Origin of the sequence: Duganella sp. HH101, from assembly GCF_001758795.1 — a bacterium.
Taxonomy (GTDB): domain Bacteria; phylum Pseudomonadota; class Gammaproteobacteria; order Burkholderiales; family Burkholderiaceae_D; genus Rugamonas; species Rugamonas rivuli.
The window spans coordinates 577759-602896 of record NZ_LRON01000001.1 but is presented as its reverse complement, the minus strand read 5'-3'; the positions used below and the strand labels follow the sequence as shown (position 1 = coordinate 602896).

The window sequence follows — 25138 nt, the reverse complement described above, 5'->3', positions numbered from 1 at the left end:
GTGCGAATCTATAACTTTTAGCAATATTTCGCTGCGGTGCGACGACAGTGTTGCGCTTTCGGTAGCATGGTCCGGCAAACCAGTGTGAAGGAGCAAATCATGCCCAAAGGAGCGAGTCCCAAGCGCGAGCGCGAATACAAGGAACTGGAGCACAAATTCGAGAAGGAAGGCCGCTATCCGGGCCGCGAGGAAGAGGTGGCGGCCCGCATCGTCAACAAGCAGCGGGCCGAGGCCGGGGAGACCAAGGACGGCAAGCCCGCGTCCCCCCGTGGCGGCACCGGGCACCGGCGCGCCAATACTACGCGGGCTACACGCCGCAGTAAGCCGTCTTGACGGTGGTGAAGAACTCGGCGGCGTAGCTGCCCTGTTCGCGCGCGCCGTAGCTGGAGGCCTTGGTGCCGCCGAACGGTACATGGTAGTCGACGCCGGCGGTGGGCACGTTGACCATCACCATGCCGGCCTGGGCGTGGCGCTTGAAGTGGGTGGCGTGCTTGAGCGAGGTGGTGACGATGCCGCTCGACAGGCCGAACTCGGTGTCGTTGGCCAGCGCCAGCGCGTGCTCGTAGCTGTCGGCCGGGATCACGCTGGCGACCGGGCCGAAGATTTCCTCGCGGCTGATGCGCATGTCGTTGCTGGCGTCGGTCAACAGGGCGGGGCGCAGGTAGAAGCCGGGCGTCGGGCCGTCCAGGCGCTCGCCGCCGAAGGCCAGCGTGGCGCCTTCGTCGCGGCCGATGCGGATGTAGTTCATGTCCTGCTCCAGCTGGTTGGCGTCGACCACCGGGCCGATGTCGGTGCCGGCGGTCAGGGCGTCGCCCACGTTCAGCTTGGCCAGCTCTTGCTTGACGGCGGCGACGAAGCGCGGGTAGATGTTCTTGCCGACGATCAGGCGGCTGGACGCGGTGCAGCGCTGGCCGGTGGAGAAGTACGAACCCTGCACGGCGCAGAACACGGCGGTGGCCAGGTCGGCGTCGTCCAGCACGATCAGCGGATTCTTGCCGCCCATTTCGATCTGCACCTTGGCCAGGCGGCCCATGGCGGCCATGGCGACCTTCTTGCCGGTGGCGACCGAGCCGGTGAAGCTGATGGCGTTGACGCGGCGGTCGTTCAGCAGGGCCTGGCCGACCACGCTGCCGTGGCCCATCACCAGGTTGAACACGCCCGGCGGCAGGCCGGCGCGGCTGATGATCTCGGTCAGCGCCCAGGTGCTGGCCGGCACCAGTTCGGCCGGCTTCATGACGACGCAGTTGCCGTAGGCCAGGGCCGGGGCGATCTTCCACGAGGGGATAGCGATGGGGAAGTTCCACGGCGCGATGATGCCGACCACGCCGACCGGTTCGCGCGTGACCTCGACGTCGAGGTTGGGGCGCACGGAAGGCAGCTTGTCGCCGCGCAGGCGCAGGCATTCGGCGGCGTAGAACTTGAAGATGTTGCCGGCGCGGACCACTTCGCCTATGCCTTCGGGCCTGGTCTTGCCTTCCTCGCGCGACAGCAGCGTGCCCAGCTCTTCGCGGCGGGCCAGGATTTCGCTGCCGATCTTGTCCAGCGCGTCGGCGCGCTGCTGGATGTTGGACAGCGCCCAGCCCGGCGCGGCGGCAGCGGCGGCGGCGATCGCCAGCTCGGTCTGCTGCGCGTCGGCCAGCGCGTAGTGGCCGATGACGTCGTTGGTGTTGGAGGGGTTGATGTTGGCAGAGCTGCTGGCGCCGTCGAGCCAGGCGCCGTTGATGTAGAGTTGTTTCATTATTTCCGCTTTAGGCCTGAGAGGTGGGGAAGTTGACATTATCGCTCGTTATCATAATTTTCACCTGTCAGGCTCAAAACGATGTAAAATAGTAAGCAGTGTTGTCGCAATTGAAATTAAACTAAGCCTCTGGTAGGGCGGATGTTTCGAAAGGGTTGGAACCGTCGCGGTTCCAGCCCTTTTTTGTTTTTACGGCGTGGTCCAGGCCTGGCTGGCGCTGAGGATGGCGGTCAAAATCAGCAGCGCCCCCATCAGGCGGGCGGCCACGGTGGCGGCGGCGGGATGGGCGGCGAACCAGCCGCTGGCGCCGCTGGCGGCGTAGGCCAGCGCGCCGTAGACGCCCAGCTGGGTCAGCGCGGTGATGCCGCCCAGTACGCCGGACTGCACCCACAGCGGCCCCTGGCCCGGCTTGAGGAATTGCGGGAAGATCGCCAGCATGAAGATGTAGGCCTTGGGGTTGAGCAGGCTGGTGGTCAGCGCGCGGCGGAAGATGACGGCGTCGGCCATCGCCTCGGCGCCGGGCGTGGGGTGGAAGATGCTGTCGCTGCGCAGCAGGCTGTAGCCCATCCAGGCGATGTAGGTGGCGCCGCCCAGCAGCATGATCTTGAACAGCGGCGGCCAGTATTGCAACACCACGGCCACGCCGACGGCGCCCATGCACAGGTGGCAGAAGCCGCCGGCGATGATGCCGCCCACCGCCGCCATGCCCGAGCGGCGTCCGCCCAGCATGGAACTGCCCATGACGAAGGCCATGTCCAGGCCGGGCAGGGCGATGACCCCGAAGACGACGACAAAATACAGCCACAGGTTGGCGGTTTGGCTCATATTGATTCCTTGGAGAGGTTGTTTGCCGCAGTTTAATGATTAAATAGGACGGATTCGGCCCTGTTAATCTGCTATCTTTGCGGCATGTACCATCCAACCACCCGCGTTCTGGCCGTGCTGGAACTGCTGCAAACCCACGGCCGCCTGAGCGGCGCCGAGATGGCCAGCCGCCTCGGCGTGGACGGCCGCACGCTGCGCCGCTACATCGTCATGCTGGAGCAGATCGGCATCCCCATCACGACCGAGCGCGGCCGCCACGGCGGCTATGCGCTGATGCCGGGGTTTAAGCTGCCGCCGATGATGTTCACCGACGACGAGGCGCTGGCCTTGTCGCTGGGCCTGCTGGCGGCGCGCAGCCTGGGGCTGGCCGAGGCGGCGCCGGCGGTGGCCAGCGCGCAGGCCAAGCTGGGCCGCATCATGCCGGACGGCCTGCGCCAGCGCGTGGACGCGATCGACGCCACGGTGCGGCTGGATTTGCGTTCGGCCACGCAGCCGGGCGGCGCGCAGGATGGGGCGACGCAGGACAACGCGGCGCTGACCGCGCTCAGCCTGGCGGCGAAGTCGCGCCGGCGCGTGCACCTGCGCTACCGCGCCGGCGACGCCGACAGCGAGCGCGATGTCGATACCTACGGCCTGGTCTACTACAGCGGCTACTGGTATGCGGTCGGGCATTGCCACCTGCGGGGCGGCATCCGCACCTTCCGGCTGGACCGCGTGCTGCAGGTGGCGCCGACCGAGGGTGGCTACGAGCTGCCGCCCGGCTTTGACGCGCTGGCGCATCTGCGGCAGTCGGTGGCGACGCTGCCGCGCAGGTTCGCCGCCAGGATACTGCTGAAGACCGACCTGGCGTCCGCCCGCCGCGCCTTCATCGATACCTTCGGCCTGTTCGAGCAAACGGCGGACGGCGTGCTGCTGCACAACCAGTCCGACGAGCTGGGCTGGCTGGCGCGGCAGCTGGCGTCGGCGCCGTTCGAATTCGCCGTGCTGGAGCCTGATTCGCTGCGCGTGGAACTGCGCACCGTTGCCGAACGCTTGGTGCGCGCCGCCAGCCTCCGCTAGAATGCCGCCAAGCTAATTTACTCGAAGGAACTATGTATCTGATTCAACGATCCGTGGCAGCGGCGGCGCTGGCCTGCGGACTGCTGGGCGCCAGCCTGGCCTGGGGCGGCAACTGCCCCGCGCACTATGTCGACGGCCGCCTGCCGGAAATCCGCAACGCCAAGATGAACAGCGCCACCACCGAGCTGTGCTACGGTGTGTTCGGCGTCATGCACTCGGGGATCACGCGCACGCCGCTGTGGTCGGCCGAGCATCTGACGGCCGACAATATCGAGGCGGCCAAGAACCTGTCGCGCGAGAATTCCTTCCATACCGAGCCGCAGCTGCCGCCCGGCCGCCGCGCCGAGCTGTCGGACTACGCCCGCAGCGGCTTCGACCGCGGCCACATGGCGCCCAACGGCGACATGCCGGACCGCGCGAGCCAGCACGAAAGCTTCACGCTGGCGAACATGGTGCCGCAGGACGCGGATAACAACCGTCATGTGTGGGCCGGCATCGAGGGCGCGGTGCGCAAGCTGGCGCAGAAGGAGGGCGATCTGTACGTGATCACCGGCCCGGCCTTCATCGGCGGCAATCTGCAAAAGGCCGGCAATGTGCTGGTGCCCACGCATTTGTACAAGCTGGTCTACAGCCCGCGCCAGCGCGCCGGCGCCGCCTTCTTCATCGAGAACCGCGCCGACGCGGAATATGAGACGCTGAGCGTGGCGCAACTGGAAGCCCGCGTCGGCATCAACCTGCTGCCGTCGCTGGCGGATGGCCAAAAGGAGACGATGTTGCGTCTGCCGAAGGTAAAACCACGTAAATCCCGGAGCTAACCATGAGCAAATTTGTACCCTACGCCAACGAGGCCGACGTGCTGAACATCGGCCGGCTGTCGATTGAAAACCGGCTGGACCGCATCACCATCAGCGGCGATGTCGACCTGACCGCCGACCAGGCGGGCCTGGCCGACGCGCGCGCGCTGCATGCGCTGCTGGGCGAGGTGGTGGCGCGGCTGGAAGCGCAGAAACTGCCGGCGCGCCTGCCGCCGCCGGCCACGCAGACGGTGGCCAACCCGTTCGATTGATGCCGTTTTGATGTTACTATCGTGCAATCGTCGTTTCTTTTCCAGGCTCCATCATGACATTTTTCACGACCGGCAATAATTCGATTGACGCGTTGGTGTACAGCAGTTGGGCCAGCCGCCCCGGAACGCCCGTGTCGTTGACCTACAGCTTCATGACGGCAGTGCCCAGCGATGGAAGTGCGGACGATGTCAACGGATTCCTGCCGATGACATGGTTCCAGAAACAAGCGGTGCGCACTGCGCTGGCCACTTGGTCGGCTGTGGCCAATGTCAAGTTCACCGAGGTGTTTTATGACGGCGACATCCAGCTGGCGACCAACTACCAGGGCAACCAGAGCAGCGGCTATGCCTACCTGCCGAACGGCGGCGACCCGACCTATCTGTTCACCAACAATGCGGACACCTTCAATACGGTGTTCACGCCGGGCACTTTCGGCCCGTCGGTGCTGATCCACGAGCTCGGGCACACGCTGGGGCTCAAGCACCCGGGTAACTACGATTCCACCGGCGGGTCGATCGACGGCCCCTTCCTGCCGTCCTCCACCGACAGTATCGACTACAGCCAAATGTCGTACAACACCGGCGCGGGCTACGCGCTGAACCACCAGTACGGTATCACGCCCATGCTTTACGATATACAGGCGATGCAGTATCTGTACGGCGCCAATATGACTTACCACACGGGCAGCGACAGCTACGACTTCGTGCAGAGCTCGCCGCTGCAATGCATCTGGGATGCCGGCGGCAGCGATACCTTCAATTTCTCCGGCTGTAGCAATGCCGTCGTCATCAATCTCAACGCAGGCACGTTCAGCTCGACCGCGCCGGGCTACAACAATATTTCCATCGCCTACAACGTGACGATCGAGGCGGCCGTGGCCGGTTCGGGCGGCTCGACCATCTACGCCAATGGCGCCGGCGACACCATCATCGGCGGCGCCGGCGTGGACATCGTCTACGAGGGCGAGGGCAACGACACCATTCGGGGCAGCGGCGGCAACGATACCGTGGTGTTCTCCGGCGCGCTATCCAGGTATCTGCTGACCGGCGCCGGATCGGCGCTGACGGCGCGTGGCGACGGCGTCGACGCCTTGTTCGACGTGAAGACCTTGCGGTTCAGCGATCTCACGATCGATACATCCAGCACCGCCCGCTTTGTCAGCGGCGGCGCCGGCAACGATGCACTGAAGGCCGGGGCCGGTAATGAAGTATTCACCGGCGGCGCCGGCCTGGACTCTGTGAGTTTTAGCGGCGCCCGCAGCGACTACACGGTGACGGCCAGCGGCGGCGCCTTCCTCGTCACCGACAACAGGGGGGTGGGCGGCCAGGATATCGTCTCCGGCGTCGAGCGCCTGCTCTTCGCCAACGGCGACGCGGTGGCACTGGATATCGGCGACCACACCCCGGCGGGCGAGGCCTACCGCCTGTATCAGGCGGCCTTCAACCGGCTGCCGGACGAGGGAGGATTGGGATTCTGGATACACGCGCTGGACGGCGGCCAGGACTTCGTCGATGTGGCGCGGAACTTCCTGTTGAGCGACGAGTTCACCCGGACCTATGGCAGCAACCTGAGCGATAAGCAGTTTGTCGATCTGCTGTATCACAACGTGCTGCACCGCGAGCCGGACGCCGGCGGCGAGGCCTACCACCTGAAGGCGCTGGCCATCGGCGTGGAGCGCCAGTGGGTACTGGCGGCGTTTTCCGAGTCTTCGGAGAACCAGACCAACCTGGTGGGCTTGATCGCCAACGGCATCCACTACCTGGCCCATCCCGGCTAGGACGGATCCGGCTCCGGCAGGCTGATACGGTTGCGGCCCATGTGCTTGGCGCGGTACAGCGCCGAGTCGGCCGTCGCCACCAGCTGGCTGGGATCGGTGCCCGGCGCCGCCAGCGCGGTGGCCGCGCCTATGCTGACCGTCACCACATGTTTCTGGCTGCCCAGGTTGGGCAGGTGCAGCTGCTCGACGCGGCAGCGGATGCGCTCGGCCACGATGGCCGCGCCCTTCAGCGACTGGTTGGGCAGGATCACGCCGAACTCTTCTCCTCCGTAGCGCGCCACCAGGTCGTTGGCGCGCATTTCGCTCGACACCGCGCAGGCGATGCGCTGCAGGCACTCGTCGCCGCCCAGGTGGCCGTAGGCGTCGTTGTATTGCTTGAAGTTGTCGACATCGACCATCAGCAGCGACAGCGGCTGCTGGTGGCGCTGGGCGCGCTGCCATTCCGCCAGCAGGGTGTCGTCGAAACAGCGGCGGTTGGCCAGGCCGGTCAGGCCGTCGCGCGTGGCCAGTTGCTCCAGCGCCACCTGGGCGCGTTTTTCATCGGTGACGTCGCGCAGCGTTTCGGCCACCGCCACCAGCTTGCCCTCGGCATCGAAGATCGGGCTGGCGTCGGCCGCCAGGTAGCGGCGCCGCCCCACGCGCGGCATGTCGCACCAGTTTTCCGCGCGCAGGCCGCTGTCGTTGTCGTTGCGGCGGGCGTGCTGGTGGTACAGCGTCTGGACGTCGGCGTCGCGGCCCTGGATCACCAGGTCGGCCAGCGTCGGGCGCTGCTCGTGGTAAAAACTCTTCCAGTGGTCGGTCGTGCCCAGCACTTCCCAGGCTTCGACCCCGGTCAGGCGCTCGCAGGCGCGGTTCCAGATGATGACCTTGCCCTGGACATCGATGACGAACGTCGGGATGACCAGCAACTCCATCAGCTTGAGCGCGAAGCCGTGCTGCATGTCGGCCTGCGAGTACTCCATCAGGTGCTGGATTTTTTGATTGTGCATGGACGTGCCCCGCTGTAAATTATTGAACCGGGAAGGACATGGTCAGCGCCGTGCCATGGCCGGGCTGGCTGGCGATGTCGAAACGGCCGCCGGCCTCGGCCACCCGCTGGGCGATGCCGCGCAGGCCGCAGCCGCGCCGGGCGGGCGGGTCGGGCAGGCCGACGCCGTTGTCGCGCACCGTCAGGCTCAGGCTGCCGGCCACGCGGCACAGGCCGATGCACACCTCGGACGCCTGCGCATGGCGGGCGATGTTGCTCAGCGATTCCTGCAGGACACGGAAGACCACCGCATCCGTGCGCTCGTCGCCGGGGGCGCTGAAGGCGGCCGGCTCGGCCTCCAGCCGGCAGGGAATGCCGCTGAGGCGGGAAAACTGCTCCACCTGTTGCTGAACCGCGCCTTGCAATCCGCTTTCCAGCTGTTCCGGCTGCAGATCGCGCACAATGGTGCGCATGGCGCGGCTGGCGGCCTGCAGCCGGGCCTCGATCTGGGCCAGCGGCTTGGCCAGCGTAGCGTGGTGCTGCGCGAGCTGGGTGACGTCGAAGCTCAGGGCCAGCAGGTGCTGGCCGAGGTCGTCGTGCAGGTCGCGGGCGATGCGGCGGCGCTCGGCGTCGCGCAGGGATTGCTGGCTGGCGCCCAGGCGGTCTACCTGCCGGCGGGTGTCGGCCAGGGCTTGCTCGGCCAGCTGGCGGCGGTCCAACTCCTGCGCCAGCTTGTGTTCCAGGGCCGCCAGGGCGTTGCGCAGGTGGCGCTGGCGCCACAGCAGCAGCAGGGCTATGCCCGCCAGCATCACGGCGCCGCCGGCGATGATATCGATTTCCAGGAGCGGTTGAGCGTAGCGCATGATTTGTCCTCCCCGGTAAGCGTCCACCAGACCAACATATCGTGGTTGCCCCGCGGTAGCATTGTGGAATATCAATATTTCCCGCCATAGACCGAAAAGTGTGGCGTGGGATATAATTGAGGGTTGTCCTTTCAGGAACTGCCGTGACTTACAGCATCAAAGAGATTTTTTACACGCTGCAGGGCGAGGGCGCCCACGCCGGGCGTCCCGCCGTGTTCTGCCGCTTTTCGGGCTGCAATCTGTGGACCGGGCGCGAGATCGACCGCGCCAGCGCCGTCTGCCAGTTCTGCGACACCGACTTTGTCGGCACCGATGGCGAAGGCGGCGGCAAGTTCAAGACCGCGCAGGAGCTGGCCGCCACCATCGATGCGCTGTGGCCCGCCAGCTACGCCGCCAGCAAGTACGTGGTGTTCACCGGCGGCGAACCGTTGCTGCAGCTGGACGCCGCGCTGATAGCGGCGATGCACGCGGTCGGCTTCACTATCGCGATTGAAACCAACGGCACGCTGCCGGTGCCCGAAGGCGTGGACTGGATTTGCGTCAGCCCGAAAATGGGTTCCCAGCTGGTGGTGTCCAAGGGCAGCGAAATCAAGGTCGTGATCCCGCAGACCGGGCAGGACCTGGGCGCCTACGAACATCTGGACTTCGAGCACTTCTTCGTGCAGGCAATGGACGGCCCGCTGGCCGAGTTCAATACCAAACTGGCGATCGACACCTGCAAGCGCAATCCGAAATGGAAGCTGAGCTTGCAAACCCATAAACTTTTACAGATACCCTAATCATGCTGACCATTACCCGCAAGCTGGAATTCGACGCCGGCCACCGCATCCCCGACCACAAGAGCCAGTGCCGCAACCTGCACGGCCACCGCTACACGCTGGAAATCACGCTGACCGGCAACATCATCACGGCCGAAGGCAATTCCGACAACGGCATGATCATGGACTTTTCCGACATCAAGGCGCTGGCCAAGGAACACCTGGTCGATGTCTGGGACCACGCCTTCATCGTCTACGAGAAGGATGCGGCGGTGCGCGAATTCCTGGCGACGCTGCCGGGCCACAAGACGGTGGTGATCGACCGCATCCCCACCGTGGAAAACCTGGCCCACGTGGCGTTCGGCATCCTGAAGTCGGCCTACAAGGACCGCTACGGCACCGGCCTGCACCTGCACAAGCTGGTACTGCATGAAACCCCTAACTGCTGGGCAGAAATCACCGATGCCTGACGACCTGCCGCAACAGCCCGCTCCGGAGCAGCGCGATTTCATGCGGCAGGCGCTTGAGCAGGCGCAGCACGCGTGGGACGAGGGCGAGGTGCCGGTCGGCGCCGTCGTCGTCAAGGACGGCGTGGTGATCGCGCGCGGCTACAACCAGCCCATCGGCAAGCACGACCCGACCGCGCACGCCGAGATCGTCGCATTGCGCGCCGCGGCCGAGGCGCTGGGCAACTACCGCCTGCCGGGCTGCGAACTGTATGTCACGCTGGAGCCTTGCGTGATGTGCTCGGGCGCGATGATGCACGCGCGCCTGGCCAAGGTGGTGTACGGCGCCACCGATCCCAAGACCGGCGCCTGCGGCTCGGTGCTCGACCTGTTCGGGCAGGAGCAGCTCAACCACCACACCGACGTCGCCGGCGGCGTGATGGCCGAGGAATGCGGCGCCATGCTGAAGTCCTTCTTTGCCGCCCGCCGCGCGGCCGCCAGGCGCAACACCACAGAATAGCGGCGGTTTTCCCCGGTACGGCAAAAATGGTATGCTGAAGCTACTGTTACCGCACCATCGAAGGGAGGCCGCGTTGGCTACCGCACAAGCAAACGGCATTACGATCGCGTACGAAGCCAGCGGCAATCCGCACGACCCGGCGGTGCTGCTGATCATGGGCCTGGGCATGCAACTGGTGGCCTGGCCGCAAGACCTGGTCGACGGCCTGGTCGAGCAAGGCTATTACGTGATCCGCTACGACAACCGCGATATCGGCTTGTCCAGCAAGTTCGACCATTTCAAACGCCCCAATCTGGCGCTGGCCTACCTGAAATCGCTGGTGGGCTGGAAGCAGGCGCCTGCCTACACGCTGAACGACATGGCCGACGACGCGCTCGGCCTGCTCGACGCGCTGGGCATAGGCGGCGCGCACGTGGTCGGCGTGTCGATGGGCGGCATGATCGCGCAGATCTTCGCGGCCCGCTTCGGCCATCGCGCGCTGAGCCTGAGTTCCATCATGTCCAGCAGCGGCCGGCGCGGCTTGCCCGGCCCCACACCCGCCGCACGCAATGCGCTGATGCGCGCGCCCGCCTCGCCGCACAACCGGCGCGAAGTGGTCGACCGCATGGTGCAGGTGTACCGCATCATCGGCAGCCCGTCGTTCCCGACGCCGGAGCCGCTGCTGCGCAACAACATCGAGCGGGCGCTGGACCGCAGCATCTATCCGGCCGGCATGGCGCGGCAGATGGTGGCCATCGTCGCATCCGGCGACCGCACGCCGCTGCTGCGCAAGATCGCCTGCCGGACCATGGTGGTCCACGGCGCCGCCGATCCGCTGGTGCCGCTCGCTTGCGGCGCCGACACGGCCGCCGCGATCCCGAACGCCAGGCTGCATGTGATCGAGGGCATGGGGCACGACCTGCCGCCGCAATTGATCGAGCGGCTGCTTGCCTTGCTTGAGCTGCACCTGCGCGGTAATATGACGCCGGACATTCCTCCGCTGTTGCCGCATCGGGCGGGCAGCGGCACCCATCATTGACTGAGACATTTTTGAGCACATCGACTATCGGCATCGCGATTGCCGCGACGGGCGGCTACGCGCCCGACCACGCGGCGCTGCAAAACGGCATCGAGCGCCTGCGCCAGCAGGGCCACCGGGTCCACAATTACTACGACGACGATAAGAAATTCCAGCGTTTCGCCGGCACCGACGCCGGCCGCCTGGCGCAGCTGAACGCCGCCGCCGCCGATCCCGAGGTGCAGGTGGTGATCGCGCTGCGCGGTTCCTACGGCATGAGCCGCCTGCTGCCGATGATCGATTTCCGCGCGATGGCCGACAGCGGCAAGCTGTTCGTCGGCTACAGCGATTTCACCGCCTTCCAGATGGCGCTGATGAAGCAGACCGGCCGCGTCAGCTTCGGCGGCCCGATGATGTGCGACGATTTCAACCGCGAGACGCCGGTCGATTACACGATGCGGCAATTCTGGGATTGCCTGCGCGGGCCGGTGCACACGGTGCGCGGCACGGTGGCGGAGGGCGGCTCGGACAATCCGCTGGTCGACGTCGGCGGCAAGCTGTGGGGCGGCAACCTGGCGATGCTGGTGAGCCTGCTGGGCACGCCGTATTTCTCGGCGCTGCCGAACGGCATCCTGTTCCTCGAAGATATCAGCGAGCACCCTTACCGCGTCGAGCGCATGGTGTTGCAGCTGCTGTACGCCGGCGCGCTGGAAGGCCAGCGGGCGCTGGTGCTGGGGGACTTCTCCGGCTACAAGCTCAGCGCCTTCGACAATGGCTACGATTTCGAGACCATGCTGGCCTATCTGCGCGAACGGCTGCCGATGCCGGTGCTGACCGGCCTGCCGTTTGGCCACATCAAGGAGCGCGCGACGCTGCCTTACGGCGGCATGGCGCATCTGGTGTCCAGCGCGCGCGGTTTCGACCTGGCCATCAGCGACTACCCGACGCTATGAAGCGCTGGTTGGCAGCCATCGTGATGGCCGCTTGCGCGGCAGCGGCAGTCGCCGCGCCCAAGGCCTCCGCCGCCAAGACTCCCGCGCCCAAGGTCAAGAGCGATCCCGTGAAAGAGATGGCGGAGCAGCGCAACGTCATCGTCGAAAGCTTGTACCGCGGCGAAAGCCGGGAGCGCGCATGCGCCATCGTGGCCCAGCAGTTTTCGCTTTGGTGCTCGGTCAGGGGCAAGGATTTCATCCTGGTCCGCGGCATGGGCACCAGGATCACGTACTTGGCGACGCTGCGTGTTCCTTGAAATTAGCCCCTGGTCCGGCGACGGCGCGCCGCGTATCCCACCAGGCCCATTCCGGCGAGCAGCATGGCATAGGTCCCGGGTTCGGGAACCGGGCCCGGGCCCGTCACGGCCAACACTGTTTGCTCCGTCCAGTTGTGCTGGCTGCTCCATTTCAGGCTCACGGTAAAGATGCCGAAGTATGTTTGCTGCAGAATCGCAGAGCCGGTACGGATGTCCGTATACCAGTAATAAAATCCTTCCGGATCGCTGTGATATTCGTGTGTCTCGAAATTCAATTGTCTGCTGCCGAGAAGGTAACTGAACGACGATATATCGCAATGGCGAAGCGGACGCGGGTTCTGGACCTGCGTGCAGGGGAGATAGGGGAGATCGCCATTGATAGTGAAGTCGGTCAGCTCGCTTTTCTCAATCCTGCTGTCGTGATTGGCGTCGGTCGCCGAGAAGCTGCCGGCGATCCGGTAGTTGGGATCGAAGACGCCGGCGTCCGCATCATAGAACCCTGTGTAGCTGAATTGCCAGGTGTCCGCCGTCGCGGGTGTGATTGCCGCCAGTGAAACAAGAGCCGATGCCAGAATATGTGATGGTTTCATACGAGTCTCCAGGTGAGCGAAGAATGAGCCCACTTAAATCTAGCACCATTTAATTATAAATAAAGCATTTATTGAATTACTTGCAAGACAACGTATGACTACCATGGATTTTCATCCGTGGCTAGAGTGGTTGATGGTGGTTGCTGTATAATGCTGATCTTTCGCCTAACGGCATGATTACATTAAGAAAACTCCAAATCCAGTATGCTCTCTACAGCTAACATCACGATGCAATTCGGCGCCAAGCCGTTGTTTGAAAACATCTCCGTTAAATTTGGCGATGGCAACCGCTATGGCTTGATCGGCGCCAACGGTTGCGGCAAGTCGACCTTCATGAAAATCCTGGGCGGCGACCTGGAGCCATCGGGCGGCAACGTGATGCTGGATACGAACGAGCGCCTGGGCAAGCTGCGCCAGGACCAGTTCGCATACGAAGAAATGCGCGTGCTCGACGTGGTGATGATGGGCCACACCGAGATGTGGGCCGCGATGCAGGAACGCGACGCGATCTACGCCAACCCGGAAGCCACCGACGACGACTACATGAAGGCGGCCGACCTGGAAGGCAAAGTCTCCGAGTACGACGGCTACACCGCCGAATCGCGCGCGGGCGAGCTGCTGCTGGGCGCGGGCGTGAGCATCGATCTGCACCAGGGGCCGATGAGCAATGTGTCGCCGGGCTGGAAGCTGCGCGTGCTGCTGGCGCAGGCGCTGTTCTCCAATCCGGACATCCTGCTGCTCGACGAGCCGACCAATAACCTGGATATCAACACGATCCGCTGGCTGGAAGACGTGCTCAACGAGCGCAACTCCACCATGATCATCATTTCCCACGATCGCCACTTCCTGAACCAGGTCTGCACCCACGTGGCCGACATGGACTACGGCACGCTGAAGATCTACCCGGGCAACTACGACGAGTACATGTTCGCGTCGACCCAGGCCCGCAACCAGCAACTGGCCAACAACGCCAAAGCCAAGGAAAAAGTCGCCGAGCTGCAGGACTTCGTGCGCCGCTTCGCCGCCAACAAGTCCAAGGCCCGCCAGGCGACCTCGCGCGCCAAGCAGATCGAGAAGATCAAGGTCGACGACATCAAGCCGTCGTCGCGCGCCTATCCGTTCGTGCGTTTCGACGGCGAGAAGAAGCTGCACCGCCTGGCGGTCGAGGTCGATTCGATCGCGAAGAAATACGACCGCCAGCTGTTCAACAACTTCAGCATCATGGTTGAAGCCGGCGAGCGCATCGCCATCATCGGCGCCAACGGCGCCGGCAAGACCACGCTGCTGCGTTGCATCGGCGGCGACGATATCGCCGGCCTGCACGCCGACCACGGCATGGTCAAATGGGCCGAGAACGCCAACGTCGGCTACATGCCGCAGGATCCGACCGAGGAATTCGCCGCCGGCGATACGCTGACCGACTGGATGGGCAAATGGACCAAGGAAGGCGACGACGACCAGGCCGTGCGCTCCATCCTGGGCCGCCTGCTGTTCGGCGGCGACGAGGTGAAGAAGTCGGTCAAGGTGCTGTCCGGCGGCGAGAAGGGCCGCATGATGTACGGCAAGCTGATGCTGGGCCGCCACAACGTGCTGCTGCTCGATGAACCGACCAACCACATGGACATGGAATCGATCGAGTCGCTCAACATCGCGCTGGAAAAATATGCCGGCACGCTGATCTTCGTCTCGCACGACCGCGAGTTCGTGTCCTCGCTGGCCAACCGCGTCATCGAGATCAAGGAAAACGAGATCGTCGATTTCCGCGGCAACTACGAAGACTACCTGACCAGTCAAGGCATCGACTGATCATGCTAAAAGAATCCCGCTTCAAGCGGGATTCTTTGCAATGTGCCATAGTTATTGCTTCCCGTTTCACGTTCACTGAACACCATGCAAACCATAGACATCAAATCCGTCGAGTACGAGCATCCACAAGACGGAGCCAGCTGCACCGCCCACGCCTGGGCGCGCACGCCAGCGACTCCATCGCCTGAACAACGTATCGAACTCAAGGAGCGCATCAAGCGCCTGCTGAAAGAAAAGCAGGCCGTGCTCGTTTCCCACTACTACGTCGACGCCGACCTGCAAGACCTGGCCGAGGAAACCGGCGGCTGCGTTTCCGATTCGCTGGAGATGGCGCGCTTCGGCCGCGACCATCCGGCCAAGACGCTGGTGGTGGCCGGCGTGCGCTTCATGGGCGAGACCGCCAAGATCCTCAGCCCGGAAAAACGCATCCTGATGCCGGACCTGGACGCGACCTGCTCGCTGGACCTGGGTTGCCCGGCCGACGAATTCGCCGCCTTCTGCGACGCCCATCCGGACCGCACGGTGGTGGTGTACGCCAACACCAGCGCCGCCGTCAAGGCGCGCGCCGACTGGATGGTGACGTCGTCGATCGGCCTGGACATCGTCAAGCACCTGCACCAGCAGGGCAAGAAAATCCTGTGGGCGCCGGACAAGCACCTGGGCTCCTACATCCAGCAGCAGACCGGCGCGGACATGCTGCTGTGGCAGGGTTCCTGCCTGGTGCACGATGAATTCAAGGGCGTCGAGCTGGAGCTGCTGAAGGCCGAATATCCGCACGCCAAGGTGCTGGTGCACCCGGAATCGCCGGCCAATGTGGTGGCGCTGGCGGACGTGGTCGGCTCGACCACGCAGATCATCAACGCCGCCGTGGAGTCGGACGCCGATACCTTCATCGTCGCCACCGACAATGGCATCCTGCACAAGATGCGCGCCGCTGCACCGGGCAAGCGCTTCATCGAAGCGCCGACCGCCGGCAACAGCGCCAGCTGCAAGAGCTGCGCGCATTGCCCATGGATGGCGATGAACGGCCTGCAGAACCTGGCCGATGTGCTGGAAAATATGGACCGCAACTCCGCCAACGAGATCCACGTCGATCCGGAGGTCGGCAAGCAGGCGGTAACGTCGATCAACCGCATGCTCGATTTCGCGGCGGCCAAGAAGGCCAAGGTTCAGCCGGGCGCTGACCTGGCGAAAGAAGCTAAACTGTTTTCGGGAATTGGTCCGGCATGAGTACTTTAGTTAATTCCTTTGCACCTTTCGACGATGCGCTGAAGTCTGCGTTTGAAGGCAATCTGCTGGCGGCCCTGCTGGAAGACGTGGGCGCCGGCGACCTGACCGGCCTGCTGGTGCCGGACGGCGGCCGCGCCACCGCGCGCGTGATCGTGCGCGAAGACGCGGTGCTGTGCGGTGCGCCCTGGTTCGAAGGCATCATGAACTGCATGCAGGCGGGCATAGAGATCGATTGGCAGTATGCCGAAGGCGACCTGATGAAGGCCGACAGCCTGGTCTGCACCATCCAGGGCCCGGCGCGCGCGCTGCTGACGGCGGAACGCGCGGCATTGAACTTCCTGCAATTGCTGTCGGGCGTGGCGACGGCGACGCGCAAGTATGTCGATGTGATTGCCGGCACCCGCGCCGCCATCCTCGATACGCGCAAGACCATGCCGGGCCTGCGCCTGGCGCAGAAGTACGCGGTGCGCGTGGGCGGCGGACAGAACCAGCGGCTGGCGCTGTACGACGGCATCCTGATCAAGGAAAACCATATCGCCGCGGCCGGCGGCATCACCGCCGCGGTGCTGGCCGCCAAGCGCCTGGAGAAGGGCGTCAGCATCCAGGTCGAGGTGGAAAGCATCGCCGAGCTGGACGAGGCGCTGGAGGCGGACGCCGGTTCCATCCTGCTCGACAACTTCAGTCTCGACATGATGCGCGAGGCGGTGCGGCGCAACGCCGGCCGCGCCTTGCTGGAAGCTTCCGGCGGCATCAACTTCGATACCGTGCGGGCGATCGCCGAAACCGGCGTCGACCGCATCTCCATCGGCAGCCTGACCAAGGACGTGCGCGCTACGGACTACTCGCTGCGCATCGTCGGATAAGGCTTCAGCCGGCCAGCCGGCGCATCAGCGCTTCCACCGGGCCGCGCTCGAAATGGCGCGACCACCACCAGGCATAGACAGTGGCGGCCACGCAGAATATCAGCGCGGCCGTCACCGACGTCGCCAGGCTCTGGCCTTCGAGCAGGCCCAGCGCTTCCATCGTTCCCATTCCCAGCAATACGTGCGCGATGTATAGCGTCAGCGTCTGGCGGCCGGCGGGTATCGCCAGTTGCAGCAGGCGCTGGCGGTGCAGCCAGTCGGCGCTGCGCAGGCACAGGCCGATCGCAAGCACGGCGCTGCCGGAGGCGGCCAGCATGTACAGGGGCATCGGCGGAATGGGCTTGGTGGTCAGCAGTTCGGACAGGTCGGGCAGGAAGGCGCGCAGCACGACGCTGGCGCTTTCCGCCGCCAGCATCGCTAGCGCGCCCCAGCCCATCATGCGGTGCTGGACGGCGCGCTGCGCCAGCGGCAGCTTGCCCAGCAACATCCCCAGCAACAGGAATCCCAGCCACGGCAGCACCGGATGCCAGCCGTTGAACAGCAGGTTGCGGCCGAAGCCGGCCGGTGTCCAGAAGCCGCTGTAGGTGTAGGTGTGCCAGTCCCAGCCGGCGCTGTAGTTCTGGGTCAGCAGCAGGGCGACGAACGCCAGGTCCAGCGCGGCGATACAGGCGGCCAGCGCGCGCCACGACAGCTTGAGCAGCAGGGCGCCCAACACGAAGTAGAAGGCGTAGTAGTGCAGGATGTCGGCCTCGAACAGCAGCATATTGCACAAGCCCAGCACCAGCAGAAAGAGGGCGCGCCGCAGGGTGACGGTGACGGTGTGCGCGTGGTCGTTGCGGGCCGCGGCGATGCCCAGGCCTATGCCGGCCAGCACCACGAAGCAGGCTGCGGCCCGGCCTTCCAGCGCGCCGGTAAGCGCGGCCAGCGGGCCGTTGCCGCCCTTGATGCCCATCGCCATGCGAAAGTTGACGATGACCATGCCGACAAAGGCAAGAAAACGGGCCAGGTCCAGCCCTTGAAGACGTTGTTTCTGGGATTGCATATGGTTTCCTCATCCAGTTTGGCGTATGATGAACGAACGTTCGTTCATACTATGGGGTATTCATGGCTGAGTCAAGAAAGCAGCTGATCGTCGAGGCGGCCTGCGCCTGCTTCCTGCGCAAGGGCTATCACCAGACCGGGGTGCGGGATATCGCGGCCGAGGCGGGCATCAGCCTGGGCAATCTCTACAATCATTTCGCCGGCAAGGATGCGCTGCTGGCGGAGATCGCCGCGCTGGAGGCCGAGGAACTGACGCCCTTCCTTGCCCGTCTACAGGCCGCGGCCGATCCGGCCGAGGCGGTGATGGGATTCGTCGCCGCCTATCTCGACTACGCGTCGCGCCCCGAGCATGCGCTGATGACGCTTGAACTGGTCGCCGAGTCGGTACGCAACCCGGCGATCGCGCGGACGTTTGGCGGCAACCGCGACGGACTGCTGGCGGCGCTGGGTGCGCTGCTGGCGGCGGGGGCCGCCGCCGGCCGGCTGCGCCGCCTGGCGCACCCTGCGGAGACCGCCAGGCTGCTGCTCGATCTGGTGGAGGGGCATGCGCTGCGCGTGGTGCTGGGCGACACCGCGCCGGACGCCGCCGCGCGCGACGAGGTGATGAACTTTATTGCACATTCCATTGGTATTGAATGAAAATAAATCATGCAAATGCTTATAAATTATTAATTAGAAATGACTTAAGTGCAATATAATCTCGCTTGTTTTTTTAATACTATTAACAAACGGAGCGAATTAGATGAAATTGCAATTTTTAGCAGGTGTCGTAGCAATGGTCGGCCTGACGGGCCTGGCTCACGCGGACGGTTTTAGCAACGGCGGCTTCGAAGCCGGCAGCACCGCGGGCTGGACCACCGGTGGCGGCTATCGCGGCAACGTGCTGAACGCGGGCTTGCTGCCTGCGGATTTCCTGCCAGGCGGCAGCCTGAACGGCGATACCGGCAACCGTGGTCAAGTGATCGACGCCAACTACGTCGATCCTAACCTGGGTGCTTTGCTGGGCACGACCGTGCACAGCGGCAAATACGCCTACCGCGCGGAAGACACGACCAACGGCGGCAACGCGACGGTCATCAGCCAGAAGGTCAGCAACTACACCGAATCGAACATCTATTTCGCCTGGAAAGCCGTGCTGCAAAACGGTGGCCACGTGGAAGACGAATCGGCGCTGATGATGCTGACCCTGACCGACGACACCACCGGCCAGCTGCTGATCAGCCGCAGCTACAACGCCGGCTTCACCGGTTCGGGCGTGGACAGCCGTTTCAGCACCGAAGGCAGCATTTTCTACACCCCGACCTGGCAGGTTGAGCAGCTGAGCATCGACCAGTCGCTGTCCGGCCACAGCTTCACGCTGTCGCTGCTGGCTGCCGATTGCAACCCTACCGGCCATACCGGCTATGCTTACCTGGATGGTTTCGGTTCGGTGGCGCCACCGGTACCAGAGCCTACCACCTACGGCATGATGCTGGCTGGCCTGGGTCTGCTGGGCTTTATGGCTCGCCGCAAGAAATCGGCTTAAGCGTCTCAAGGAAGAGCGCCGGCGGCAGCGATGCCGGCCGGCGCTTTTTTTATGCGGCTATGGTTTTACGCATTTTCGCCAGCGGCACGCTGACGTTGCCCGGCAAGTTGATCTCGAATCGTTCGACCACGGTGAAGCCGCAGGCCAGGTACAGCGGCACGCCCGGCATCGTGGCGGCCAGTTCCAGCGTGCGGAAGCCGCCGGCCGCGGCCGCGTCGCTGCAATGGCTCAGCAGCAGCCGGCCCAGCCCCTGGCGGGCCGCCGACGGCTCGACGAAGAAGGCGCGGATGCGCGCCGCTTCGGTGGCCGGATCGAGCAGCGGATCGGCGCCTTGCTTGGTGCGGTCGGCGCCGAACAGCGTGCTGCGCTTGCTCCAGCCGCCGCAGGCCACCAGTTCCCCATGCTTTTCAACCAAAAAATACGTGCGGTCGGCAACCAGCTGGGTGTCGACGCCGAACACGTGGCGCGTGACGGCCGCCGCCTGTTCCTCGCTGTAGAAACCATCGCTGAGCTCGATGCCCGAGCGGGCGATCAGCGCTTCCATCGCGGGGATGTCTTCAGGCAGGGCGGCGCGCACGGCGATCATGCAGGGCTCCTTATTTGCGGCGCGACGGCGTCATGATGCTGGGCAGGGCCTTGGGCAGCGTTTCCGGATAGTCGCGGCTGAAGTGCAGGCCACGGCTTTCGTGCCGCTGCAGGGCGCTGTTGACGATCAGGTTGGCGACGTCGACCAGGTTGCGCAGCTCCAGCAAGTCGTGCGTGATGCGGAAGTTGCGGTAGTACTCGTCGATTTCTTCCTTCAACAGCGCGATGCGGTGCTGGGCGCGCTCCAGCCGCTTGGTGGTGCGCACGATGCCGACATAGTTCCACATGAAGCGGCGCAGCTCGTCCCAGTTGTGGGCGATCACGACTTCTTCATCGGCGTCGGTGACGCGGCTCTCGTCCCAGTCCGGCAGGTAAGGCACTTCGCCGGCTTCCTTGGCGGCGATGTCGGTGGCGCAGGCGCGGCCGATGACCACGCATTCGAGCAGCGAGTTGCTGGCCAGGCGGTTGGCGCCATGCAGGCCGGTGCAGGCGGTCTCGCCGACAGCGTACAGGCCCGGCAGGTCGGTGCGGCCTTGCAGGTCCGTCACCACGCCGCCGCAGGTGTAGTGCGCCGCCGGCACGATGGGGATGGGCTGCTTGGTGATGTCGATGCCCAGTTCCAGGCAGCGCGCGTAGATGGTCGGGAAGTGTTCGATCAGGAACTCGGCCGGCTTGTGGCTGATGTCCAGGTGCACGTAGTCGAGGCCGCGCTTCTTGATCTCGAAGTCGATGGCGCGGGCGACCACGTCGCGCGGCGCCAGCTCGGCGCGCTCGTCGTGGGCTAGCATGAAGCGGGTGCCTGCGGCGGCGCCGGCTTCGGGCGGCAGCTTCAGCAGGCCGCCTTCGCCGCGTATCGCTTCGGTGATCAGGAAGGATTTGGCGTAGGGGTGGTACAAGCAGGTCGGGTGGAACTGGATGAATTCCATGTTCGACACGCGGCAGCCGGCGCGCCAGGCCATGGCGATGCCGTCGCCGCTGGCGGTGTCGGGATTGGTGGTGTACAGGTAGACCTTGCCGGCGCCGCCGGTGGCCATGACCGTGTGCTCGGCGGCGAAGGTCAGCACCTGGCCGGTCTTCTCGTCCTGCACGTAGAGGCCGTAACACTTGGGCTGGCCGCTGCCTTTTTTGCCGGGATGCAGCTTGTCCGAGGTGATCAGGTCGATCGCGCAGTGATGCTCGAACAGCGTGATGTTCGGGTGGGCGCGCACTTTCTCTTCCAGCGTCACCTGCACGGCGTGGCCGGTGGCGTCGGCCGCGTGGATGATGCGGCGCTGGCTGTGGCCGCCTTCGCGGGTCAGGTGGAAGCCCAGTTCCGCCGATTCGTCCTTGGTGAAGGGCACGCCTTGCTCGATCAGCCATTCGATCGCTTCGCGGCCGTGCTCGACGATGTAGCGCGTGGCGCTTTCGTCGCACAGGCCGCCCCCGGCGATCAGGGTGTCGTCGATGTGCTGGTTGTGGCTGTCGCCCGAATCGAGCACGGCGGCGATGCCGCCCTGGGCCCAGTTGCTGGCGCCATCCTTCAGCGCACGTTTGGAAATGATCGCGACTGTGCGCGTTTCGGCCAGGTGGAGGGCGACCGACAGGCCGGCCAGTCCGCTGCCGACAATTGCAACATCAAATTTCATGATTACGTTTGGATGCGGTAGAGAACCATGACTATAGACCATTTGTCATGAACGCGTCATATTCCGCCGATTTTCGCTGTTTTAGGGCGGGAACCGGCGGGGCGATTGTGGCCGCTCAAGACGTCGCCGCTGAGTGTTGGCGATGATCGGCATGACACCGCGATTTGGTGCCGGGGAGCGGATTGTGATCAGGATATTCCACCATTATGTGTCCAAGATAGCCTTCATGCTGTTGCTGCTGGAGTTGCTGGTGCTGCTGACGGCTGCGGTGGCCAGCGCGCCATGGTGGCTCAAGGGGCGGCATGGCGCCGACCAGCTGTACCTGCCGGCGCTGGCGTTCGCGCTGGTCATGGTGCTGAGCATGGGCACGCTCGGCATGTACCAGCACAACCAATCCCGCGAAGATATCAAAAGCACCTTGTTGCGCATCCTGCCGTCGTTCGTGCTGGGTTTTTGCCTGATGAATCTGCTGGCCAACATGATCCCGGGCGTGCAGTTCGGCCGGCTGGGCAGCGTGGTGTTCGTGCTGGGCGGCGCGGCGGTGCTGCTGGCGCGGCTGGTGGTGTTCACGTCGGCGCAGTCGAGCATGATGGAGCAGCGGCTGATCGTCATCGGCGATGGCGCTACCGCGCGCGATTGCCTGGAGCTGGCCGCCAGCAGCGTCGGCTTCCACGCGTTCAAGGTGGTGGGCTTCGTGCCGGTGGCCGGCGAGCTGTCCTGTGTGCCGAGCACGATGCTGCTGCCGGCCGACCTGTCGTTGCTGGCCCTGGCGCGGCGCTATGCGGCCGACGAGATCGTCGTGTCGGTCGGCGACCGCCGCAATGGCGCGTTTCCGGTACGCCAGTTGCTGGAGTGCGCGCTGGGCGGTGTGCCGGTCACGGACGCCGCCAGTTTCTTCGAGCGCGAGGCTTGCCAGATCCGGGTCGATTCCTTGCAGCCGAGCTATCTGATTTTTGGCGGAGGCTTCGACCAGAGCTTGCTGCGGGCGGCGGTCAAGCGGGCCTTCGATCTGCTGGCCAGCGGCGCGATCTGCGTGGCGGCGCTGCCGGTGATGCTGCTGACCGCGCTGGCGATCCGCATCGAGGACGGCGGGCCGGTGTTTTACCAGCAGGAACGCGTCGGGCGCGACAACCGCTTGTTCAAGGTGCTGAAGTTCCGCAGCATGCGGCTGGACGCTGAACAGGACGGCAAGCCGCAATGGGCCGCGCTGAACGATCCGCGCGTCACCGCCGTCGGCCACTGGATACGCAAGCTGCGCATCGATGAGTTGCCACAGATGCTCAATGTGTTCAAGGGCGAGATGAGTTTTGTCGGGCCGCGTCCGGAGCGGGCGTATTTTGTCGACCAGTTGTGCGGCCAGATCGCCTATTACAACGTGCGGCACAGCATCAAGCCGGGCATCACCGGCCTGGCGCAGGTGCGCTACAGCTACGGCGCGTCGGTCGACGACGCGCTGCGCAAGCTGCAATACGATTTGTACTACGTGAAGAACAACAGCCTGTTCCTCGACCTGCTGATCCTGATCGACACGGTGCAGGTGGTGTTGTTCGGCAAGGGCGGGCGCTGATGTCCTGGCCGCTGGTGGCAGGCATCAGTTACGGCCTGGCTGCGCTGGCCTATGCCTTGTTGGCCATGTTGCTGTTGCGTGCCGGTCGGCGTCGGCGCGGACGGGCGGGTTTGTTCGGCGCCGCTTGCCTGGCCACGGCGGCCTGGGCGGCGGTCGCTGCCGGCGGCGGGCTCCAGTGGACGGCCTGGCTGGCGGCGCTGGACGGGCTGGAGGCGCTGCGCACCGCCGCCTGGCTGGCCTTGCTGGTGATGCTGGCCGGCGGCAACGGCGGTGGCAGCGCCGGGCGCCGTCGGGCCTGGCTGCTGACGGTCTGCGGGCTGGCGATCGCGGGCTGGGTGGCCGCGGCCGGGCAGCAGGTGCTGGCGCTCGTGGCCGTCCGGCTGGGACTGGCGGTGCTGGGTATGCTGCTGGTCGAACACCTGTATCGGGGCACGCCGCCGGGTGGGCGCTGGGGCATCAAGTTCGCCTGTCTGGGCATGGGCGCCTTGTTTTCCTACGACTTCTATTTGTACAGCGAGGCGCTGCTGTTCCATCGCATCAATGAGGAAATATGGGCCGCGCGCGGCGCCGTCAATGCGCTGAGCGTGCCGCTGCTGGCGCTGGCCGTGGCGCGCAATCCGGTGTGGACGGAGGGCCTGTTGCTGTCGCGGCAGATGATGTTTCGCTCGGCGGCGCTGCTCGGCTCGGCGCTGTATTTGCTGGCGATGGCGGGCAGCGCCTGGTATCTGCGCTACATCGGCGGCGAGTGGGGCACGCTGATGCAGCTGGCCTGCCTGTTCGGCGCCGGGCTGTTGCTGTCGGGCGTGCTGTTCTCCGGCACCGCGCGCTCGCGCTTGAAGGTGTTCATCAGCAAGCACTTCTACCAGGGCCGCTACGACTACCGGCAGGAATGGCAGCGCATCACCCACGCCATGGCCGAGGACAGCGCGCCGCTGGCGCAGCGGGCGATACAGGCGGTGGCGGAACTGGTGGAAAGTCCCGCCGGGCTGCTGTGGCTGCGCCGCGACGACGGCGATTTTCATGCCGTGGCCCGCTGGAACATGCCGGCGCCGCCCGCCGCCGAGGCGGCCGACGGCGCGCTGTGTGGCTTCCTGGCCGCACGCGGATGGGTGATCGAGATGCCGGAGTGGCGGGCCGACCCGGGCCGCTACGGCGGGCTGGCCTTGCCGGGCTGGCTGGCCGGCGACGATGGCGTGTGGCTGGTCGTGCCGCTGATGCTGGAACGCAGCCTGCTGGGTTTCATATGCCTGGCGCCGCCGCGCGCCAGGCTGCTGCTGAACTGGGAGGTTCGGGACGTGCTCAAGATCGCCGGCCGGCAGGCCGCCAGCTACCTGGCGCACCAGGCGTCGGCCGACAGCCTGGCGGTGGCGCGGCAGTTCGAGTCGTTCAACCGCATGTCCACCTTTGTCGTGCATGACTTGAAGAACCTGGTGTCGCAACTGTCGCTGCTGCTGGTGAATGCCGAACGGCACAAGCGCAATCCGGCGTTTCAGGAGGACATGCTGGAAACGCTGGCGCATTCGCTGGCCAAGATGAAGACGCTGCTGTTGAAGCTGCGCCGCGACGAATTGCCCGAGCGCGCGGAGCCCGTGCCGCTGGCGCCGCTGCTGGAGCAACTGGTGCGCGATTGCGCGCAACTGGAGCCGCGGCCGGTGCTGGAGCTGTGCGGAACGGAGCTGGTGGTGCTGGCCAACCGCCAGCGGCTGGAGCGGGTGATCGGCCATCTGATCCAGAACGCGGTGGAGGCGACGCCCCGCAGCGGCCATGTGGCCTTGCGTCTGTCGTGCAGCGGTGTTGCCGCAGTGATCGAGCTCAGCGATACCGGCCACGGCATGAGCGAGCAATTCATCCGCGAGCGTCTGTTCCAGCCGTTTGTATCGACCAAGAGCGCGGGCATGGGCATCGGTGTGTTCGAAAGCCGCGAGTATGCGCGGGAAATCGGCGGGCGTCTGGAGGTGAGCAGCGTGCAGGCGCGCGGCACCACTTTCCGTCTCGTGTTGCCCCTGCATGCCGATGCGGCGGCGGCCTGAACTTCGGAGC

Annotated in this window: 26 protein-coding genes; 18 read left to right on the top strand and 8 right to left on the bottom strand. The window is 65.1% G+C overall.

Translation table 11 applies throughout. The annotated features are described in order from the left end of the window. Positions 1–99 precede the first annotated feature (99 nt). Positions 100–333: a hypothetical protein gene (locus DUGA2_RS02275; RefSeq protein WP_070267100.1), complete on the top strand. Its 234-nt coding sequence runs from the start codon at positions 100–102 to the stop codon at positions 331–333. Here the strand turns inward: DUGA2_RS02275 and DUGA2_RS02270 are convergent. After that, the gene (locus tag DUGA2_RS02270; RefSeq protein ID WP_070266978.1) at positions 308–1738 is read right to left on the bottom strand and encodes an aldehyde dehydrogenase family protein; all 1431 of its coding nucleotides are present in this window, start codon (positions 1736–1738) and stop codon (positions 308–310) included. The two genes, DUGA2_RS02275 and DUGA2_RS02270, sit on opposite strands and share 26 nt — an antisense overlap. 189 nt (positions 1739–1927) lie before the next feature. Further along, positions 1928–2563 carry a LysE family translocator gene (locus DUGA2_RS02265; protein ID WP_070266977.1) on the bottom strand — a complete coding sequence of 212 codons (636 nt, stop codon included), beginning with the start codon at positions 2561–2563 and terminating at the stop codon, positions 1928–1930. Between the two features lie 84 nt (positions 2564–2647). Here DUGA2_RS02265 and DUGA2_RS02260 point away from each other — a divergent pair, with 84 nt between their 5' ends. From DUGA2_RS02260 to DUGA2_RS02245, 4 genes are read left to right on the top strand one after another with little or no spacing between them, the layout of a single operon-like run. After that, positions 2648–3622 (top strand): YafY family protein, encoded by a 975-nt coding sequence (locus DUGA2_RS02260; RefSeq protein WP_070266976.1) that lies wholly within the window; start codon positions 2648–2650, stop codon positions 3620–3622. A 32-nt stretch (positions 3623–3654) separates the two neighbouring features. Further along, positions 3655–4437 (top strand): DNA/RNA non-specific endonuclease, encoded by a 783-nt coding sequence (locus DUGA2_RS02255; protein ID WP_070266975.1) that lies wholly within the window; start codon positions 3655–3657, stop codon positions 4435–4437. A gap of 2 nt (positions 4438–4439) precedes the next feature. Further along, positions 4440–4688 (top strand): hypothetical protein, encoded by a 249-nt coding sequence (locus DUGA2_RS02250; RefSeq protein ID WP_070266974.1) that lies wholly within the window; start codon positions 4440–4442, stop codon positions 4686–4688. Between the two features lie 53 nt (positions 4689–4741). Next, on the top strand, positions 4742–6466 hold the full coding sequence (locus tag DUGA2_RS02245; RefSeq protein ID WP_070266973.1) for a DUF4214 domain-containing protein: 1725 nt from the start codon (positions 4742–4744) through the stop codon (positions 6464–6466). On the opposite strand, the gene DUGA2_RS02240 is transcribed toward DUGA2_RS02245, so the two are convergent. Both DUGA2_RS02240 and DUGA2_RS02235 read right to left on the bottom strand, forming a co-directional pair. Next, the gene (locus tag DUGA2_RS02240; protein ID WP_141753169.1) at positions 6463–7455 is read right to left on the bottom strand and encodes a sensor domain-containing diguanylate cyclase; all 993 of its coding nucleotides are present in this window, start codon (positions 7453–7455) and stop codon (positions 6463–6465) included. The genes DUGA2_RS02245 and DUGA2_RS02240 overlap by 4 nt on opposite strands. 19 nt (positions 7456–7474) lie before the next feature. Beyond that, entirely contained in the window at positions 7475–8296 is an 822-nt protein-coding gene (locus DUGA2_RS02235; protein WP_070266972.1) for a sensor histidine kinase, read from the bottom strand. A gap of 143 nt (positions 8297–8439) precedes the next feature. On the opposite strand from DUGA2_RS02235, the gene queE reads away from it, so the two are divergent. From queE to DUGA2_RS02205, 6 genes are all read left to right on the top strand, one after another. Next, positions 8440–9075: a 7-carboxy-7-deazaguanine synthase gene (gene queE, locus DUGA2_RS02230; protein WP_070266971.1), complete on the top strand. Its 636-nt coding sequence runs from the start codon at positions 8440–8442 to the stop codon at positions 9073–9075. A 2-nt stretch (positions 9076–9077) separates the two neighbouring features. After that, entirely contained in the window at positions 9078–9524 is a 447-nt protein-coding gene (gene queD / locus DUGA2_RS02225) for a 6-carboxytetrahydropterin synthase QueD (RefSeq protein WP_008448718.1), read from the top strand. After that, complete coding sequence (gene tadA, locus DUGA2_RS02220; protein WP_373994819.1) at positions 9484–10020, top strand: tRNA adenosine(34) deaminase TadA; 537 nt, start codon at positions 9484–9486, stop codon at positions 10018–10020. Before queD ends, tadA begins: the two co-directional genes overlap by 41 nt. Positions 10021–10093: 73 nt before the next feature. Continuing rightward, complete coding sequence (locus DUGA2_RS02215) at positions 10094–11038, top strand: alpha/beta fold hydrolase (protein ID WP_070266969.1); 945 nt, start codon at positions 10094–10096, stop codon at positions 11036–11038. Between the two features lie 11 nt (positions 11039–11049). Further along, on the top strand, positions 11050–11970 hold the full coding sequence (ldcA, locus tag DUGA2_RS02210) for a muramoyltetrapeptide carboxypeptidase (RefSeq protein WP_070266968.1): 921 nt from the start codon (positions 11050–11052) through the stop codon (positions 11968–11970). An 8-nt stretch (positions 11971–11978) separates the two neighbouring features. After that, entirely contained in the window at positions 11979–12266 is a 288-nt protein-coding gene (locus tag DUGA2_RS02205) for a hypothetical protein (RefSeq protein WP_141753168.1), read from the top strand. 2 nt (positions 12267–12268) lie between these two features. On the opposite strand, the gene DUGA2_RS34325 is transcribed toward DUGA2_RS02205, so the two are convergent. Beyond that, positions 12269–12856 carry a PEP-CTERM sorting domain-containing protein gene (locus DUGA2_RS34325; RefSeq protein WP_070266966.1) on the bottom strand — a complete coding sequence of 196 codons (588 nt, stop codon included), beginning with the start codon at positions 12854–12856 and terminating at the stop codon, positions 12269–12271. Between the two features lie 204 nt (positions 12857–13060). On the opposite strand from DUGA2_RS34325, the gene DUGA2_RS02195 reads away from it, so the two are divergent. From DUGA2_RS02195 to nadC, 3 genes are all read left to right on the top strand, one after another. Then, a complete protein-coding gene (locus DUGA2_RS02195) occupies positions 13061–14662 on the top strand; it encodes an ABC-F family ATPase (RefSeq protein WP_070266965.1) in 1602 nt (533 codons plus the stop codon). A gap of 84 nt (positions 14663–14746) precedes the next feature. After that, the gene (gene nadA, locus DUGA2_RS02190) at positions 14747–15892 is read left to right on the top strand and encodes a quinolinate synthase NadA (RefSeq protein WP_070266964.1); all 1146 of its coding nucleotides are present in this window, start codon (positions 14747–14749) and stop codon (positions 15890–15892) included. Beyond that, positions 15889–16755 carry a carboxylating nicotinate-nucleotide diphosphorylase gene (gene nadC, locus DUGA2_RS02185; RefSeq protein ID WP_070266963.1) on the top strand — a complete coding sequence of 289 codons (867 nt, stop codon included), beginning with the start codon at positions 15889–15891 and terminating at the stop codon, positions 16753–16755. The genes nadA and nadC overlap by 4 nt, the downstream gene beginning before the upstream one ends. Before the next feature lie 4 nt (positions 16756–16759). Here nadC and DUGA2_RS02180 read toward each other — a convergent pair whose 3' ends face one another. Then, positions 16760–17797, bottom strand: coding sequence for a DUF418 domain-containing protein (locus DUGA2_RS02180; RefSeq protein WP_070266962.1), 1038 nt, complete (start codon positions 17795–17797; stop codon positions 16760–16762). 62 nt (positions 17798–17859) lie between these two features. On the opposite strand from DUGA2_RS02180, the gene DUGA2_RS02175 reads away from it, so the two are divergent. Further along, on the top strand, positions 17860–18435 hold the full coding sequence (locus tag DUGA2_RS02175) for a TetR/AcrR family transcriptional regulator (protein ID WP_070266961.1): 576 nt from the start codon (positions 17860–17862) through the stop codon (positions 18433–18435). A gap of 103 nt (positions 18436–18538) precedes the next feature. After that, positions 18539–19321, top strand: a complete 783-nt coding sequence (locus DUGA2_RS34320) for a PEP-CTERM sorting domain-containing protein (protein WP_229214566.1) — start codon at positions 18539–18541, stop codon at positions 19319–19321. A gap of 49 nt (positions 19322–19370) precedes the next feature. On the opposite strand, the gene DUGA2_RS02165 is transcribed toward DUGA2_RS34320, so the two are convergent. Both DUGA2_RS02165 and nadB read right to left on the bottom strand, forming a co-directional pair. Continuing rightward, entirely contained in the window at positions 19371–19907 is a 537-nt protein-coding gene (locus tag DUGA2_RS02165) for a GNAT family N-acetyltransferase (RefSeq protein ID WP_070266959.1), read from the bottom strand. Between the two features lie 10 nt (positions 19908–19917). Further along, positions 19918–21531 carry an L-aspartate oxidase gene (gene nadB, locus DUGA2_RS02160; protein WP_070266958.1) on the bottom strand — a complete coding sequence of 538 codons (1614 nt, stop codon included), beginning with the start codon at positions 21529–21531 and terminating at the stop codon, positions 19918–19920. 184 nt (positions 21532–21715) lie between these two features. Here nadB and DUGA2_RS02155 point away from each other — a divergent pair, with 184 nt between their 5' ends. Both DUGA2_RS02155 and prsK read left to right on the top strand, forming a co-directional pair. After that, complete coding sequence (locus DUGA2_RS02155; protein WP_070266957.1) at positions 21716–23098, top strand: TIGR03013 family XrtA/PEP-CTERM system glycosyltransferase; 1383 nt, start codon at positions 21716–21718, stop codon at positions 23096–23098. Then, positions 23098–25128, top strand: a complete 2031-nt coding sequence (gene prsK / locus DUGA2_RS02150; RefSeq protein ID WP_070266956.1) for an XrtA/PEP-CTERM system histidine kinase PrsK — start codon at positions 23098–23100, stop codon at positions 25126–25128. The genes DUGA2_RS02155 and prsK overlap by 1 nt, the downstream gene beginning before the upstream one ends. The last annotated feature ends 10 nt before the right edge of the window (positions 25129–25138 follow it).